The organism is Streptacidiphilus sp. MAP12-16 (genome assembly GCF_041262165.1).
In the GTDB taxonomy this organism is placed as follows: domain Bacteria; phylum Actinomycetota; class Actinomycetes; order Streptomycetales; family Streptomycetaceae; genus Streptacidiphilus.
Genome location: NZ_JBGCBY010000012.1, coordinates 97,718 through 114,586, shown reverse-complemented (window position 1 = coordinate 114,586; position 16,869 = coordinate 97,718). Strand labels below are relative to the sequence as shown.

13 protein-coding genes, 1 tRNA gene and 1 riboswitch are annotated in these 16,869 nt (G+C 70.7%); of the genes, 11 read left to right on the top strand and 3 right to left on the bottom strand.

All coding sequences use genetic code 11. From position 1 onward, the window contains the following. Positions 1 to 46: 46 nt before the first annotated feature. The 3 genes from ABIA33_RS18050 (at position 47) to ABIA33_RS18040 (ending at position 3,013) form a co-directional block, all read left to right on the top strand. Positions 47 to 1,471: an IS701 family transposase gene (locus ABIA33_RS18050; RefSeq protein ID WP_370082704.1), complete on the top strand. Its 1,425-nt coding sequence runs from the start codon at positions 47 to 49 to the stop codon at positions 1,469 to 1,471. 38 nt (positions 1,472 to 1,509) lie between these two features. Next, positions 1,510 to 1,653: a helix-turn-helix transcriptional regulator gene (locus tag ABIA33_RS18045; RefSeq protein ID WP_370082702.1), complete on the top strand. Its 144-nt coding sequence runs from the start codon at positions 1,510 to 1,512 to the stop codon at positions 1,651 to 1,653. 997 nt (positions 1,654 to 2,650) lie between these two features. Then, the gene (locus tag ABIA33_RS18040) at positions 2,651 to 3,013 is read left to right on the top strand and encodes a hypothetical protein (protein WP_370082700.1); all 363 of its coding nucleotides are present in this window, start codon (positions 2,651 to 2,653) and stop codon (positions 3,011 to 3,013) included. Between the two features lie 138 nt (positions 3,014 to 3,151). Here ABIA33_RS18040 and ABIA33_RS18035 read toward each other — a convergent pair. After that, positions 3,152 to 3,240: transfer RNA gene (locus ABIA33_RS18035), tRNA-Ser, on the bottom strand. 150 nt (positions 3,241 to 3,390) lie between these two features. Continuing rightward, complete coding sequence (locus ABIA33_RS18030) at positions 3,391 to 5,076, bottom strand: trypsin-like peptidase domain-containing protein (protein WP_370082698.1); 1,686 nt, start codon at positions 5,074 to 5,076, stop codon at positions 3,391 to 3,393. A gap of 296 nt (positions 5,077 to 5,372) precedes the next feature. Next, positions 5,373 to 5,487: riboswitch (TPP riboswitch) on the top strand. 2 nt (positions 5,488 to 5,489) lie between these two features. Between ABIA33_RS18030 and ABIA33_RS18025 the strand changes: the two genes are divergently transcribed. The 4 genes from ABIA33_RS18025 (at position 5,490) to ABIA33_RS18010 (ending at position 9,835) form a co-directional block, all read left to right on the top strand. Beyond that, positions 5,490 to 6,851: a cytosine permease gene (locus tag ABIA33_RS18025; RefSeq protein ID WP_370082696.1), complete on the top strand. Its 1,362-nt coding sequence runs from the start codon at positions 5,490 to 5,492 to the stop codon at positions 6,849 to 6,851. Between the two features lie 167 nt (positions 6,852 to 7,018). Then, positions 7,019 to 7,807 (top strand): glycerophosphodiester phosphodiesterase, encoded by a 789-nt coding sequence (locus ABIA33_RS18020; RefSeq protein WP_370082935.1) that lies wholly within the window; start codon positions 7,019 to 7,021, stop codon positions 7,805 to 7,807. Positions 7,808 to 8,090: 283 nt separating this feature from the next. Further along, positions 8,091 to 8,681, top strand: coding sequence for an ATP-binding protein (locus ABIA33_RS18015; RefSeq protein ID WP_370082694.1), 591 nt, complete (start codon positions 8,091 to 8,093; stop codon positions 8,679 to 8,681). A 167-nt stretch (positions 8,682 to 8,848) separates the two neighbouring features. Further along, positions 8,849 to 9,835: a DUF5926 family protein gene (locus ABIA33_RS18010; protein ID WP_370082692.1), complete on the top strand. Its 987-nt coding sequence runs from the start codon at positions 8,849 to 8,851 to the stop codon at positions 9,833 to 9,835. 279 nt (positions 9,836 to 10,114) lie between these two features. Here ABIA33_RS18010 and ABIA33_RS18005 read toward each other — a convergent pair whose 3' ends face one another. After that, complete coding sequence (locus ABIA33_RS18005) at positions 10,115 to 10,852, bottom strand: bifunctional DNA primase/polymerase (RefSeq protein WP_370082690.1); 738 nt, start codon at positions 10,850 to 10,852, stop codon at positions 10,115 to 10,117. 581 nt (positions 10,853 to 11,433) lie between these two features. Between ABIA33_RS18005 and ABIA33_RS18000 the strand changes: the two genes are divergently transcribed. The 4 genes from ABIA33_RS18000 (at position 11,434) to ABIA33_RS17985 (ending at position 16,868) form a co-directional block, all read left to right on the top strand. Then, on the top strand, positions 11,434 to 12,270 hold the full coding sequence (locus ABIA33_RS18000) for a glycosyltransferase (protein ID WP_370082688.1): 837 nt from the start codon (positions 11,434 to 11,436) through the stop codon (positions 12,268 to 12,270). A 304-nt stretch (positions 12,271 to 12,574) separates the two neighbouring features. Then, the gene (locus ABIA33_RS17995; protein WP_370082686.1) at positions 12,575 to 14,137 is read left to right on the top strand and encodes a PP2C family protein-serine/threonine phosphatase; all 1,563 of its coding nucleotides are present in this window, start codon (positions 12,575 to 12,577) and stop codon (positions 14,135 to 14,137) included. 164 nt (positions 14,138 to 14,301) lie between these two features. Further along, complete coding sequence (locus ABIA33_RS17990; RefSeq protein WP_370082684.1) at positions 14,302 to 15,801, top strand: aminopeptidase P family protein; 1,500 nt, start codon at positions 14,302 to 14,304, stop codon at positions 15,799 to 15,801. Between the two features lie 59 nt (positions 15,802 to 15,860). Continuing rightward, a complete protein-coding gene (locus tag ABIA33_RS17985) occupies positions 15,861 to 16,868 on the top strand; it encodes a helix-turn-helix domain-containing protein (protein WP_370082682.1) in 1,008 nt (335 codons plus the stop codon). The last annotated feature ends 1 nt before the right edge of the window (position 16,869 follow it).

Genomic DNA, 16,869 nt, shown 5'->3' with positions numbered 1-16,869 from the left:
TAGGCCAGTAGTAGAGGAACGTCGCCTCGCTGCCTGGGAGCGTGTGATGACCCGTCGCGTGCCGTGTCCGCCCGCTCCGGGCCCGCTGGAAGCCTATGCCGCACGCTTCGATGACCTCTTCTCGACCCTGGCACAGCGCCGCGGGTTCCGGGAGTACCTCGCGGGGCTGCTGCTGCCGCGGGACCGCAACAAGACGCTGACCTGCCTGGCCGGCACCGAGCCGGTGGTCGGCGCCCAGCACGCGGCGGTGCAGCGGCTGCAGTTCTTCTTGTCCGAGTCGACCTGGGACCACGAGCGGGTCAACGCCCGCCGGGTGGAGCTGCTGCTGGCCGATCCCGCGACCACTCCGCACATCGGTGGGGTGCTGGTGATCGACGACTCGGGGGACCGGAAAGATGGGAAGGCGACCGCGCACATCGGCCGGCAGTGGCTGGGCCGGCTGGGCAAGACCGACAACGGCATCGTCACGGTGACCACCTGCTGGGCCGACGAGAACCTTTACTACCCGCTGCACGCCGTGCCCTACAGCCCCGCCCACCACTTCCCCAAGGGAAAGAGCGACCCCGACTTCCGCACGAAACTGCAGATCGCCGCCGAACTGGCCCGCACCGCGAAGGCTTCAGGGGTGGCCTTCCGAGCCGTGGCCGCCGACTGCGCCTACGGCGACCAGGATGGCTTCCGCAGGCAACTCCACGCGGTGGGACTGCCGTTCGTCATGGCCCTCAAACCCAGCCACGGCACCTGGGCCTACGGCAAGGACGCCTACACCCCCGCCGACGCCGCCCGTGCCCTGACCTGGACCGACCCCGAACATCCCGGCGACTGGACCGCCGTCGAGCGCACCTTCCGCGACGGACACACCGAGACATGGTGGGCCGCCGACGCCCACCTCGGCTGGTGGGGACCCGACGGCAACGTTCGCCTGGTCGTGGCGACCACCGACCCGACCACCCTGCCCACGCAAGCCACCTGGTACCTGGCCACCGACCTGCCCCGCCCCGGCAGCCCCCGCGAGGCCGACAGCCCCGAACCCGCCGCCGACCTGAACGAAGTCGTGCGGATCTACGGCATCCGACACTGGATCGAGCAGAGCTACAAGCAGGTCAAGGACGAACTCGGGTGGGCCGACTTCCAGGTGCGCTCCGATACCGCCATCCGCCGCCACCAGACCCTGGTCACCTGCGCGTTCTCGTTCTGCTGGGACACCTGGTTCGCTCAACCGCCGGACCGCGAGCTCGCCGTTGTCCCCGCGGTCCCGCCAGCCGAAACTCCGGCAGGATCGGCTGAGAGGGGGCCCAACCAGACCCCATCAGCCCCGCCTGGCCAGCTGGCCCAAGGCGATCCGCGCCGTCCGGGCCTGGCTCGACCCCTGGATCACCCTCCAACGCTGCTGGCGAGCATGGACCAACGCAGCCCCGCCACCCGAACTTCAACCCCTGATCAACGCCGTCGGCGCAGGCCATCCACTTGATCTCTACTCCCCGGTTTAACAAACCACCGCTAGAGGAAATGGGCGTCTCCCGCTCTGCCTTCTACCGCATGCGCGCCCTGGGCGAGGCTCCCAAGTGCTCGAAGCTGCCCAATGGCCAGATCCGGGTCAGCCGCTCCGACCTGGATGCCTGGTGGCAGCACTGCGAGGATGTGGCGTGCTGACCTTCGACGTTCGGATCTACGCCATTGAGCGGCGTCCGGACAGGCCAAAGCCCTTCCGGGTGCGCTGGAAGGTCGGATCTACGCCTCACAGCAAGAGCTACGTCCTCAAAGTACAGGCGGACGGCCGGCGTTCGGAGCTCATGACCGCGCTCCGGGAGGGCCAGCAGTTCGATGAGGAGTCCGGTCTCCCTGCTGCAGAGTGGAAACTGCTCCAGCAGCCGACATGGTTCGAGCACGCCAAGGCCCATGCGGCGATGAAGTGGCCACGGTCGTCGGCAAAGAGCCGCGGTGCCCGTGCTGACGCTCTGGCCACCGTCACCTCCGCCTTAGTGACCGATCGACAGGGTGCGCCGGACGCGAAGGTTCTACGCAGAGCCTTGTCCTGCTGGGCGTTCAATGCCTCCGGACGCTTGCCCGAGCCGCCTGCCGGCATTGCGGCTGCCCTCGCGTGGATCGCTGGGAAATCGGTCCGACTGCCTGCGTTGGAGGACTCCGACACGATCCGCGCGGCCTTGGATGCCTTGTCCCTCAAGCTCGATGGCACGCAGGCCGCCGACAACACGATCCGTCGTAAACGGATGGTCTTCAACAATGCCTTGCAGTACGCCATTGAGCGTCGCCACTTGACCGCGAACCCGCTTCAGTTCGTGGACTGGACGCCTCCCGAGGTAGACGACGAGGTTGACTGGCGCTGGGTACCCAACCCCACGCAGGGCCGTGCGCTGATCGAGGCAGCCGGGGAGGTCTCGGCTCGGGGACGTCACCTCAAGGCGTTTTACGGCTGCATCCTCTATGCGGCCACCCATCCGGCAGAAGCGACGGATCTGCACCTGGCCGACTGCACCCTTCCTGGCCAGGGATGGGGCGTCGTCTTGCTGGCGGGCAGTTCCCCTCGTGCGGGAACGATGTGGACCGACGACGGTCAGACCCACGACGTGCGGGGCCTGAAGCGTCGAGCGCGCAAGAGCACCAGGGAGATCCCCATCCCTCCGGTCTCGTGCAGCTGCTGCGCGAGCACATCAACGAGTTCGGTGTGGCACCCGACGGCCGGCTGTTTCGGGCAGCCGAGGGCGGTCGGCTCCTGTCGAAGGAATACGCCGCCGTGTGGAAGGGGGCACGCAGGGGTGCGCTCACCCCCGAAGAAGTGGCGTCCCTGCTGGCCGACGTGCCCTACGCGCTGCGCCACACCTGTGTGTCCGGATGGCTGTTGGCCGGCGTCGACCCGATCGAGGTTGCGCGGCGGGCGGGACACAGCGTCGCGGTTCTGTTCCGTTTCTACGCAAAGATCATCGCTGGCAGGAGGGACCACGCCAACCAGCAGATCGAGCGCTTCCTCAACGGAGCTGAGCTGCTGGAATAGCGAATCCCCCTGGGGCACACCTGGGGCACACGCGCTGGTCCACAGCGGTATCCGGGCATACATGGTGGGACAGGAATCGAAAAGGGCCGGTATGGGAGCTCATCCCGATACCGGCCCTGATCTGCGTGTTCTGAGCTGCGGAGAGCGAGGGATTCGAACCCTCGGTCACGGTTCCCCGTGACGACAGTTTTCAAGACTGTTCCCTTAGGCCGCTCGGGCAGCTCTCCATGCACGGGCATGGTCCGTGGGGAGGCCCCGTGGATGACCGCGCCCAGGGATCTTCTCATGACTCGGGGCGTGTGTGGGAAGCGAATAGCCCCGTACGGCGGTGGGGCTGGTTGCCGTACGGGGCCGGGTGCGCAGGGTGGGGCGGGGGGCTACTGGTCGCCGACGCGGGAGCCGAGGGTCAGGTTGGTGGTGTGGCTCTGGCCGTCGCGGGTGTAGGTGACGCTGACCGTGTCGCCGGGGTGGTGCGACCAGATCTCGCTGACCAGGGTCGGGCCGCTGTCAATCGCCACCCCGTCCAGCTGGGTGATCACGTCGCCCGGCTTGAGGCCGGCCTTGTCGGCCGGGCCGCCGGCGGTGATCGCCGGGGTGCCCTGGACCGGCGCGGAGGCGATCTTCGCACCGACGCCGGTGTAGCTGTCGTCGCGCAGGATGCCGATGATCGGGTAGACCGGCTTGCCGGTCTTGATCAGCTGGTCGGCGACCCACTTGGCCTGGTTGATCGGGATTGCGAAGCCCAGGCCGATGCTGCCGGACTGGCCGCCGGTGGAGCTGTTGCTGCCCGTCGACTGGATCGCCGAGTCGATGCCGATGACCTGGCCGGAGGCGTTCATCAGCGGGCCGCCGGAGTTGCCCGGGTTGATCGAGGCGTCGGTCTGCAGGGCGTTCATGTAGGAGGTCTGCGCGCCGGTCGAGTCTCCCGAGGCGACGGGGCGGTTCTTGGCGCTGACGATGCCCGAGGTGACCGTGCCGGAGAGCCCGAAGGGCGCGCCGATGGCGATGGTGGTGTCACCCACAGCCACCTGGTCCGAGTTGCCGAGGGCCAGCGGCACCAGCGGCTTCTTCGGCGTCTGGGACAGCTTGATCACGGCGACGTCGTAGCCGGAGGCCCGGCCGACGATCGTGGCCGGGTAGCTGCTGCCGTCGGAGAACTTCACCGTCAGCTTGCCGCCGTTGTCCGACGGAGCCACGACGTGGTTGTTCGTCAGGATGTGGCCCTGGGTGTCGTAGACGAAGCCGGTACCGGTGCCGGACTCCTGCGAGTTGCTGGCCTCGATGGTCACCACGCTGGGCAGCGCACGGGCGGCGATCCCGGCGATGCTGTCGGGTGCGCGGCTGAGCGCCTTGGGGTCGATGGTCGAGGTGACGGTCGTGCTGCCACTCGAGCTGTCCCGAGTCTCGAGCCAGGAGCCGATACCGCCGCCGATACCGCCCGCGATGATCGCCGTCGCGGCGAGCAAGGCGATCAGGCCGCCGCGGCGCTTCTTGCGCGACGCGGTGCCGTCGTCGTACGGCGGGAAGGGAGTTCCGCCCGGGTAGCCGCCGTACTGCGGCTGCGCAGCACCGTACGGGGGCGGCGGGGGCGACTGGTGGGCGTAGGCGGTCGCCTCCACCGGCGGCGGGAACTCCGGGGCGGCGGCAACGGTCGGCAGCGGCTGCTCCGGGAACGCGGCCAGGACGGGCGCGGCGGGAACCGGAGGCACCGGTGGGACGGGTGGAACGGGCGGCACGGTCGGCTCAGCTATCGGCTGCTGCGCGTTCGGCGGCGGGTAGCCGGCGAGAGCCGGGTCAGCCGGCGGGTCGATCGGCTCCTGAGCGGCGACCGGCTGGACGAGGGTCTGCTCGGCCGCTGTGTTGTCCGGGGCGCCGGCGTCCTGGACGGGCTGGACGGGCTGGACGGGCTGGACGGGCTGGACGGGCTGGACGACGGTGTCGTCCGGCGCGGCGTCGGTCGGCACGGCGCGCGTCCGCACGTCGGGGGACGGTCCCGCCGAATCCCCACTGGTGGGGACGGGCTGCTCCGACCCGGCGTTCCCACCCTCGTGCTCGGTACTCACGAATGACCTCCTAGTGCGGGACCTCGGTCCCAAGCATTGCCCACCCAGTGTCAGGGCATCGTAAGGGCCAGCCATGCGCTATTCCCCATGTCGCATCTATAGCGCACCCGTCTGAGAGGTTCCTTACGAGTCCCGAAGGAAGTTGTTAACGCGACTGTTCGGGGGCGTCCGAGGGCACTTGAGGCGTTCGGCAGGCTCTGAGCCAGCTCTGGGCCAGCTCCAGGTCGGCGTCCGGCGGGCGTCCGAGACGCGACCGTGCCTTGGCCTGTCGCGCCTGTGGCCCTAGCATGACCCTCGAACTGATACGCGGGAGCTTGGACCAATCCAGGCTGAGAGGGCGCCGAACACGGGGCGCCGACCGCCTGAACCTGACCGGGTAATGCCGGCGTAGGGAGCTGAGCATCGTGACGTCCGTGTCGCCGTCCCCTGTCCTGGACCAGCCGCAGCCCGGCCCGCGCCCCGAGGCGCCACTCGTCCTGGACACCAACCCGCCGCGCACTCTCGGCTTCCGCGACCAGGCGGCTTTCTGGACGAACCTCGGCGTGAGCCTGATCGGCTTCCAGAGCGCCGCGACCGTCCTGGTCTTCAACGGCAAGGACCTCTCCCTCGCCGCGTCCTTCACCGCCATCGTCGCCGGTACGGTGATCGGCTCGCTGATGCTCGGCGTCGCCGCCGTCATCGGGACCAGGGCGGGCGCGCCCGCGATGGCGATCCTGCGCGGACTGTTCGGCACCCGGATGTCCTACCTGCCGACCGTGCTCAACATCGTCCAGTGCCTCGGCTGGGGCGTGTTCGAGCTGACCGTGATCGCCATGGGCGCGGAGGCGCTGTACGGCGGCGTTCCGCACTGGGTGTACGTCGTGGCCGCGGGCGCGCTGACGACGGCGATGACGATCCGTCCGCTCGGCTCCATCGCCGTGCTGCGCAAGTACGTGGCAGTCGCGGTCGGCGTCGCGATGCTGTTCTTCACCGTGGAGCTGCTGCGCCGGGGCGTGCCGGACCCGAGCCCCGGCAACTGGACCGGCTTCCTTCCGGCCGTGGACTCGGTGATCGCGGTCTCCATCTCCTTCGTGCCGCTGGCGGCCGACTACACCCGGCACGCGAAGACCACTCGGAGCTCCTTCTGGGGCGCGTTCACCGGCTACACCGTCTCCCAGGTGTGGTGCTACGTCGTGGGTCTGCTGGCGCTGGTGCAGGTGGGCGGGGACCCCAACAAGATCTTCACCACCTTCATGGGCATCACGGCGGGCTGGGTCTTCTTCACCGTTCTGGTGGTGCGCGAGGCGGACCAGTCCTTCGCCAACGTCTACTCCACCGCCATGTCGCTGCAGAACCTCTTCCCCAGGGTCGACCGCCGCATCCTGACCGTCGGGCTCGGCGCGCTGGTCACCGGGCTCGCGCTGCTGGTCACCGACTTCACCGGCTACGAGTCCTTCCTCGGGCTGATCGGCGCGGTGTTCGTACCGCTGTCGGCCGTGCTGGCGGTGGACTTCTTCTTCGGCGCGGGAAAGCGCGAAGGCGGCTGGGACCTGTCCGAGACCGCGCCGACGCGCTGGCTCACGCTGCTGCCCTGGGCCGTGGGCTTCGCCGTGTACCAGCTGATCGCACCGGCGCAGCTCACCGGGTGGGCGAAGGGCTGGCCCGACTTCTGGGCGCACGCGCAGGACGCGACCCACATCCACCCGCAGGTGTGGACGTCCGCGTCGCTGTTCTCCTTCGTCGTCCCCGCTCTACTGACCTGGGCCCTGACGCCGCTGCTCCGCAGGGGCCGTTAACCGGCCACACCGTCAGAATTCACCTGACGCAACCGAGGTGGCGGCGGGCGCGCGCCTATCGTTGTTCCGTGTCCAACGCACCTCATCCGCAGACGCCGCAGCCCCGGTCACCGCAGACCAGGACGCCGCAGCGGCAGACGCCGCACCCCCGGACGCCGCTGAGGCCGATCGTGCTTCCCAACCGTGCGGCCACCCGTGTCGTCGCGCACCGGGGCGCGTCCGGCACCCTGGCCGAACACACCCTCGCGGCGTACCAGCTCGCGGTCGAGCAGGGTGCGGACGCCCTGGAGTGCGACGTCAGGCTCACCGCCGACGGCCACCTGGTCTGTGTCCACGACCGCCGGGTGGACCGCACGTCCAACGGCCGGGGCGTGGTGTCGACCCTGGAGCTGGCCCAGCTGTCCGAGTTGGACTTCGGCTCCTGGAAGGGCGTGGTGGACTGGGCGGACGCCACGCACACGTCGGTGCTCACCCTGGAGCGGTTGCTGGAGTTCGCCACAACCTGCGGCCGCCGGATCGAGCTCGCCATCGAGACCAAGCACCCCACCCGCTACGCGGGCCTGGTGGAGCGCCGGCTACTGGAGCTGCTGCACCGCTTCGACCTGGTCACGCCCAAGAGCGGCGAGCGCTCCCCGGTGCGGATCATGAGCTTCTCCCAGCTGTCGCTGCGCCGGGTGCGTGAACTCGCTCCCGCCATCCCCACCGTCTTTCTGATGGAACGGGTGCCGCTGCGCTTCCGCGACGGCAGCCTCCCGCACGGGGCACGGATCGCCGGACCCGGCATCGACCTGGTGCGGTCCAATCCCGGTTATGTGGCCGTGCTGCACCGCGCCGGGCACCGGGTGCACGTGTGGACAGTCGACGATCCGGAGGACGTCGAGCTGTGCCTGCGGCTGGGCGTGGACGCGATCATCAGCAATCATCCGCGCCAGGTACTTGACCAGCTGGGCCGGTAGTGCGGACCATACCGAGTCAGAGGGTTCGCCGCGACGTACTCCGGACGTAGCTCTCCGGACGGCGTGCGCGGGCGCACCGAAATCACCGGAAATTCCCCCGGATCGCCATTCTTCACCACCCTGGATAAACGCTCAGTCACCAGGTCGCTACGCATAGTAAAAAGAGTGCCAGGGTTCGACTTACCGATGCTTCGGGATGCCCTGAGGTCCTTCCATTCTCGTTTCCGCCACGTCCGCACCGGGCATTCACACCCTGGCTGACAGCTGAGGAGGAGGTCCGGGGGTGGCGCTGGTGGTAGCGCGTGATGTGCCGACTTCTTCGGCGACCATGGCCGTGCCGCATGGTCCCGCGAGCGTGAGCACCGCACGGCGTCGTCTGCGAAAAGATCTCGCCGAACAGCAGGTGCCGGACGTCGTCATCGACGACGCCGTACTCATACTTTCCGAACTACTGAGCAACGCCTGCCGCCACGCCCGGCCGCTGGACCCTGCGCTCGACTGCGCGCACAACGGGTCACACGCCGGAGCGCACGGCGGGTCCCACGACGGTGTACGGGACGCGTCGGAACCGGCGTCGCCGAGCGGCGCGCGTCCCGACGGCGGCCGTCCCGACGGCGGCCGCGTGGTCGTCGGCTGGGAGCTGCACAGCGACGGTCTGCTGACGGTCGAGGTCACGGACGGCGGCGGGCCGACCCGTCCCCGGCGCGGGAGCCCGTCGTTGACCGCGCGCGGGGGGCGCGGGCTCAGCATCGTCGGGCAACTGGCCAGCGACTGGGGCGTGCGGGACGCTCCGGGCGAGGTCACCGTGTGGGCGGTGCTGCCGGTACGGGCCCGGCATGCACGGCGCGGGGGCGCGAACTCGACCACGGCGTAGCACGGCGCGGGGGCGCGAACTCGACCACGGCGTAGCGCGGCGCGCCTCCGATGCCCGGGGCTACCCCGATCGGCGGACCGGCCGCCGTCGGGGTGACGGGTCGCGCGGTGCGGCGGCACTAGGCTCGGGGCGGTACACCGAGAGCTGCCCATCTGGAGATCCACACCATGGCGAAGAAGCCCGCGAAGAAGGCGCCCGCGCGCGCACAGTCCACCGCAGCCGGAACCGGGGACGTCCCCGTCGTCGGCGCGCGGGAAGCGTGCCCGTGCGGTTCGGGCCGCCGTTACAAGGCCTGCCACGGACGCGAGGCGTCGCACGCCGTACAGGAACTGGTGCAGCGTCCGTTCGAGGGCCTGGTCGGCGAGGGCGACTGGGTCGCGCTGCGCGAGCTGGTCCCGGCGGCGACGGTGCCGCTGACCCTGACGACGGAAGCCCTCGCGGGTGCGAACGGTGACGTTCCCTCGGTGATGCTGGCAACCGTGCTGCCGATGGCCTGGCCCGCGATGCGCCGTCAGGACGGCAGCGTGCTGCTGGGTCTGCAGACGCAGAGCTCGTCCGGCGACATCAGCCGGGACGTGGCGGACGCACTGGTCCAGGCGCTGGCCGCGGAGCCTGGCACGCCCGTCCCGCCGCGTCGCCCGCAGGCCGACTCTCCCCGGCTGCAGGACCTGCTGGACGGCTCGGCGCCGTTCCGGCCTGCCGTGCACACCGGCTTCGAGTTCTGGTTGGAGGACGCGGATTCGGCCACCGGCGAGGTCGCCGCCTCGCTGGAGCAGGCGAACGCCGCGGTGATCCCGACCGTGCGGCTGACCTCGGTGGACACCGCCTACTGGTGCTCGGTGCCGGACAAGAACCACCTGCGCTGGGTGATGCCCCACGCGGAGGAGGAACTGCTGGACGCCCTGGCGCGGTTGGCAGCGGCGGAGCAGGCCGGGCTGGGCGAGGGGACGAAGCTGGTCGGCTCCTTCCGCGCGCACGGGCTCACGGTTCCGGTGTGGGACCTGCCGTCCGCGATGTCGGCGGAGGACTGCGAGAAGCCTGCGGCGGCCTTCGTCGAGCGCCTCGCCGGCGCACTGGCGGAGACCGCGCCCCTCACGGCGCAGGAGCGCCGGGCGCGCGCCGGGCTGGTGAACCGTCAGGTGACACTCGGCTGAGTACGTCCGGATGACTACCGCGCCCCCTTTACGGAAAGCATCCGAAAGAACACAATCGGCAACGGGGGCGCGCCAGTCGGGACCAAGAAGCGTGATGTGCATCACATATTCCCGTGGAGTGCCACATTCGTGGCACTCGAGTCCGCCGAGGGAATTTGCTTGCGGCGCAATTCTTGTTACGGTTTAAACAGCTCGGTCGCTGGTGCATCCCCCGTCGCCAGCGGCCGAGCCTTTGCTTTTTCCGGAGCCGGCCGCAGGGCCGCGCCTGCGCGAGGCCCCTCAGTAGGCCAGCCGGGCTCCGTCAGGTGTCGCCGCGCTCGCCGCGACCAGAGCACCCATCAGATCGCTCACCGAGGGCAGCCACGGCAGGGGCGGCAACGGCGCCTCACCACCCGCAGCGCCCGCCCCGGACGGCACCGCCATGACCGCCGCCGGCTCCGGCAGCCGCGCCCATCCGACCGCTCCCGTGCCGATCCTGGACGGCGGAAGCACCAGGTAGCCGCCCGTGCCGTGGTAGCGCAGGCTCGTCGGCACCCATTCCTGTGCGATCAGCAGCTCGGCCAACTCCTGCATCGTGTACGGCGCGACCAGAAGCACGTACCGGGTCGGCGTCGCGATCACCGGGCCGGTCCTGATCCGCAGCGCGTCGAAGTACTCGAGCACCCGCGCCCCGGCCGCGGCCGGCAGGCTCACCGCGGAGACCTGGCCACCGGTCGCCACCAGGATCGGCGCGTCCGGGTGCTGCCGCCACCACCAGCGCACCATCCGGGGATCGGTGGTGGCCGCGAGCAGCGAGGGGTCGTGCGGATGCGCCCCCGGCGTCGGGCAGTCAGGACGAGGGCAGTGGCAGCCCTCCGCGCTCGCGACCGCACCGGGGAGCACCGGCCAGCCCCACTCCTCGGCACAGGTCGTCGCGGCGGCGAGCAGAAGAGCCCGATCCCTGCGTCGCGCACCCCACGGAAGACGACCCCGCCGGGACAGCTCCCGTCGGAGGAGAGTGGTGAGAACCCCGCGCATGAGCACTCGTTCCTTTCCGTGACCAGTCAAGGATCGGTACGTGATCTCGCGCAACGAGTAGCGCACCACGCCCGACGCGCTCTGCGGAACCTGGCGAAGGGGTGGCGCAGGGTGGCGATTGACACGCCATCCGTACCAGGCTTCTACCCCGGAACCCGGAAGTTGCCTCAGTATTTCCCGCTCGGCTTCCGAGGCTTTCCGGACCGCAGCCAAACCGGCCCCGCCCTGGGCGGGCGATCCCGTCGGCTCCGTCGCGCACATGCCCTCGTGCACCCTCGCGGAGCGTCTCGCGAGCATGTCCACTTACGAGATTGACGCATCGTCTGGAATGACGCAGCGGAACCGGAGATGGTTCCACCGTTCGGGTCATTCCGGATGAAGGTCAGGAGCCAAAGGAGGACCGAATCCAAGGACGGGAACACGGACGCACCGGGGGCGACCAGGTCTTTGGCAGGGTTGGCATGTCCATATGGGCAGCGCCGGACGCGCTGTCCTCGTACGATCCGGGGATGGACGCGCAGCGGGAGCAGGAGAGCCACCCACGGACTGGCGAGAAACCCTTGGCAACCAGCACTTCTGACGTGCCGTCCCCCACCCCGGAGCCGGTAGCGGCACCAGCGGCGGCACCCGCCGCAGTGGCGGTGGTGATCCCCGCGCACAACGAGGCGTCGCGGATCGCGCTCACCGTGCTCGCCGCGCGGCAGATCCCCGGTGTGGATCTCGTCGTCGTCGTGGACGACGCCTCCACCGACTCCACCGCCAGGGTCGCTGAGGAATCGGGGGCGACGGTGGTGCGCCTAGCCACCCGCAGCGGGCGGACGGAAGCACTGGTCCAGGGAATCGCGCAGGTCACAGCGCGCGAGGCGGCGACAGCCGGACTGCCGGCCGAGCGGTCGGCCGAGCGGTCAGCGGGGCGGTCGGCGGAGCCTGGGGGAGTGCGTGAACGAGGGCCCGAGGGCGGGCCTCCGGGAGGCGCGTTGGCTGGATCCGCACCCCGGCACCTCCTCTTCCTCGACGCGGACCTCCAGCAGAGTGCCGCCGAGGCGGTCCGCCTGCTGGAGCCCGTGCTCGCCGGCGCGGCCGACCTCGCACTGGCGGCACCGACCGCCGACCCGGGGCCCGAGGGGGTCGCGTCCCGGCGTGCGCGCAGGGACATCGAGCAGTCCACCGGGTTCGCCAGCACCCGCCCGCTGGCCATCGAGGCGTGCTTGACCAGGGCTGCTCTGAGCGCCGCCGAGCCGCTGTCCGGGGGAGCCGGGGCCGGAGCCGGTCTGATCATCGACCTGCTGCAGCAGGGTTTCCGCGTCGTGGAAGTGCCCGTCGCCTGGGCCCACCGGCCGCCCCGACGCGGTGCGCGGGCCCGGCTGCGCGAGCTCAGACGGTGGCGCGAGGTGCGGCGGGCGCTCGCGTCCCGCTGACCCGGCGTCAGCACTCTGCCGAAAACGAACACAGAAACGATCACCTAGAGCAACGTTTTTCGGCCACGTATTCGGGCAAAGACACCAATCATCCGACAGCTCACAGTTCTGGACATCACCCGATCGGTGTGTGTAGAAGTGAGTCATTAATTGCCGTATGGCATGACATGGGGGTGCAAAATGACCGATTTCAGGCAAAAGAGGTACGCATCCCTGTCGGCTGCCAGAGTCGGCCATTCACTCAGCGTTACCCGATTCGGTGCGTCTCCCTTCCCGCTCGCACCCGAAGCGAAGGGCGTGCGACATGGCTGAGTCCTCCTCTCCCGGTACCGGCCGAACCCTCGACGGCGGAAGCAGTCAGGCCTTCGGTTTCCCCGCCCCCGTGGCGCCGCCCAAGGAACAAGCCACAGGACAGTCCAAGCCACAGGCGACAGCGGCGACGCCGGACAGCGGCCTTCGCAACGAGGCTGCCAGCGCCGATCCGCTGTCCGAGCTCACCACCCTCTACCAGCTCACCGAGCGGCTGACCGCAGCCTCCTGCCTGGAGGACGCACTGCGCGGAGTCCTCCAGGCAGGGGCCGCCATCCTCGGCGCGCAGCGCGGAATGCTGCTGCTCGCCGAGAACCACCAGCCGCACGCCCCCGCCTTCGGCACCATCGACTCCCCCGGCACCATCGTCGGCTTCGGTCTGGACCGCCCCGCCCTCGGCGCCCTGGAGACCGTGCCCCGCGACAGCGGTCCGTACGCGGGCCTGCTCAGCGGCTCCCCCGACGTCCTCAACGCCGGCCCGCTCAACCCGGGGACCGGCACCACCGACACCTCCCTCACGGCCGTCGGTGCCAGCCGCGAACCCGATTCCGCCCCAGGCCCCGGATCCAGTGGAGGTCCCGCGTCGGCCGCTCCTACGGTCCCCGGCGCCAGGTTCCGCGAGGTCGCGGGGCAGCTCGGCATCAGCGCCTCCTACGCCCTGCCCCTCGCCACCCCCGGTGAAGGCCGAGACCCCTTCGGCGCCGTCGTCTGGTTCTACGACGCCCCCGCCACCCCGAGCGAGAGTGAACGGCGACTCGCCGGGCTGTACTGCTCAGCCGCCTCCCGGCTGATCACCAAGGAGATCGAACGGGACCGGCTGCGGCGCACCGCCGACGCCTTGCGCCGGGGTCTGCTCCCCGACCGGCTCCCCCGTGTGTCCGGCATCCAGCTCGCCGCGCGCTGCCTCCCCGCCGGGCTCGACCTCTCCGAGGGCAGCGACTGGTACGACGCGATCGCCCTGCCCGACAACAGCGTGGCCCTCAGCGTGGGCAGCGTCACCGGCGGCGGAGCCGACTGCGCCGCCGCGATGGGCAGGATCCGCGCCGCGCTGCGCGCGTACGCCGTGCTGGAGGGTGAGGACCCGGTCTCCGTCCTCGGCGACCTGGAACTGCTGCTGAAGACTACCGAGCCCGCCCGCACCGCCACCGCGCTGTACGCCTACCTCGACCCCCGCAGCCGGCAGTTGTCGCTCGCCGGGGCGGGGCAGTGCCCGCCGCTGCTGGTCACCTCCTTCGGCGCCAGCTTCGTGGAGACCTCACTGTCCGCACCGCTGGGGATGCTCAGCTGCTGGGAGGCCCCCGGCGTGGAACTGCGCGCCGACCGAGGCGACCTGCTGCTGCTCTACACCGAGGGTCTGGCCCGCCGCTGCGGCGACTCGCTGCACACCGGGCAGGCGCGGCTGCGCTCGGCTGCGGCGGCAGCGCCGCGCGAGGCCCGGCAGGACCCCGATCGCTTCTGCGCGCACCTGCTCAGCACCTGCCTGGACGCCCCCGGGCGGAACGGCGCCGCGCCCTCGGGGGCGGACGACATCGTGTTGCTCGCCGCACGGTTCGAATAGCTACGAAGCGGCCGCGCGACAGCAGCGCCGGAGCCGGTTCAGGAAGGGAGGGACACCTCGGCCCTGTCGATCACCCACCGGTACGTCATAGGATTGTAGGGACCGCCCACCCGTCTCACCCCTGACGCGCCGGGGCGGTCTCGTACGACGAGGAGGCGACGCAGGTGACCGAGGACCGTACCGAGGCCCTTATCGACGCAGGCGACGAAGCGACCAGCGACGACAAGCCGATCAAGGCCCGCAAGAACGGCCTCTACCCGGCGCTGTCCGACGAGCTCGCCGAGGTCATGAAGTCCGGCTGGGACGACACAGAGCTGCGCGACCTCGCTCCCATCGAGCAGTCCGCGTACGCGGCCAAGCGGCGTGCCGCGCTGTCCGCCCGCTTCCCCGGCGACCGACTGGTGATCCCCGCCGGAAGCCTGAAGACGCGCGCCAACGACACCGAGTACCCCTTCCGCGCGTCCACCGAGTACGTGCACCTCACCGGCGACCAGACCCAGGACGCCGTGCTGGTGCTGGAGCCCCGCACCGGTCCCGGGCTGACCGGCCACGACGCCACCGCCTACCTGCTGCCCCGCTCCAACCGGCAGAACGGCGAGTTCTGGCTCGACGGCCAGGGAGAGCTGTGGGTCGGCCGCCGCCACAGCCTCGCCGAGGCCGAGGCGCTGCTCGGCCTGCCGACGCGCGACGTGCGCAAGGTGGTCCCGGAGCTGGTCGAGGCGGCCGCCACCAGGCCCGCGACCACCCGCATCGTCCGCTCCTACGACGCCGCCCTGGAGGCAGCGCTCGCCGAGCACACCACCACGCACGGCGACGAGGAGCTGCGGGTCTTCCTCAGCGAGCTCCGCCTGGTCAAGGACGAGTGGGAGGTCGGGGAGTTGCAGGCCGCCGTCGACGCCACCGTCCTCGGCTTCCAGGACGTCGTCCGGGAGCTGGCGCAGGCCGTGGCCACGTCCGAGCGCTGGATCGAGGGAACCTTCTACCGGCGCGCCCGGGTGGAGGGCAACGACATCGGCTACGGCTCGATCTGCGCCGCCGGGCCGCACGCCACCACGCTGCACTGGGTCCGCAACGACGGCGACGTCCGACCCGGCGAGCTGCTGCTGCTCGATGCCGGAGTGGAGACGCACACCCTCTACACCGCCGACGTCACCCGCACCCTGCCGATCGACGGCCGTTTCAACGAGCTGCAGCGCAAGATCTACGACGCGGTGTTCGACTCCCAGGAGGCCGGCATCGCCGCGGTGAAGCCGGGCGCGCGCTACCGCGACTTCCACGAGGCCTCGCAGCGGGTACTCGCCGAGCGCCTGGTCGAGTGGGGCCTGGTCGAGGGCCCGGTCGAGCGCGTCCTGGAGCTGGCGCTGCAGCGCCGCTGGACCCTGCACGGTACCGGTCACATGCTCGGCCTCGACGTCCACGACTGCGCGCAGGCGCGTACGGAGACGTACGTGGACTGCGTGCTGGAGCCGGGCATGGTGCTGACCGTCGAGCCGGGCCTGTACTTCCAGGCCGACGACCTGACGGTGCCTGAGGAGTACCGGGGCATCGGTGTGCGGATCGAGGACGACATCCTGGTCACCGCGGACGGCAGCCGCAACCTGTCGGAGGGCCTGCCGCGGAGGTCTGCCGACATCGAGGCGTGGATGGCGGGCCTGCAGGGCTGAGCCTCCAGACTTGCGGGGGCCGGTGGTGGCGGGATCTTCAAGGCCGATAAGATCCCGCCATGCCGCTGTCCGCCATGCTCGCCATCGCGTCCCCTCCCCCGGCCGCGCACACCGTCGCGGTGCTGGCCTTCGACGGGATGGCGCCGTTCGAGCTCGGCGTCGTGGTCGAGGTGTTCGGGCTGAACCGGCCGGAGGTCGGTGACATCCCCTGGTACGAGCTGCGGGTCTGCGCGGAACAGCCCGGGAGCGACCTCCGGGCGGTCGGCGGGTTCAGCCTGAGGGCCGAACACGGCCTTGACGTGCTCGCCACCGCCGACACGGTGATCGTCCCCGGCGTGGCGGACGCACGCGGGGAGGTGTCGCCCGCGCTGGTCGACGCACTGCGGACGGCACACGCACGCGGCGCGCGGCTGGTGTCGATCTGCTCCGGCGCCTTCGCGCTCGCCGCGACCGGGCTGCTCGACGGGCAGCGGGCCACCACGCACTGGCGCTACGCCGAGCTGCTGGCCGAGCGCCACCCCTCGGTCGAGGTCGACGCCGACGTGCTCTACGTCGACAACGGCTCCGTGCTGACCAGCGCCGGCAGCGCCGCGGGCATCGACCTGTGCCTCTATCTGGTGCGCAGCGACCACGGCGCGACGGTCGCCAACACCGTCGCCCGCCGCTTCGTCGTGCCGCCGCACCGGGACGGCGGGCAGGCGCAGTTCATCGAGGCGGCGGTGCGGCCGATGGCGGAGGAGGACGACGGGGTGGCCCGCAGCATGGCCTGGGCGCTGGAGCGGCTGGCCTCCCCGCTGACGGTCCCTTCGCTGGCGCGGGCGGCGCGGATGTCCGAGCGCTCGTACCTGCGGCACTTCACCCGGCGCAACGGGACCAGCCCGATCCGCTGGGTCGTCGCCCAGCGGATCGCGGCCAGCCTGCCCCTGCTCGAAGCGGGGGACGGCACGGTGGAGGAGGTCGCCGCCGCGGTCGGTTTCGACAGTCCCGCGACCTACCGGCACCACTTCGCCCGCGCCATGCGCACCACCCCCACCGGCTATCGGCGGGCCTTCGCCCGCGTGGCCTGAC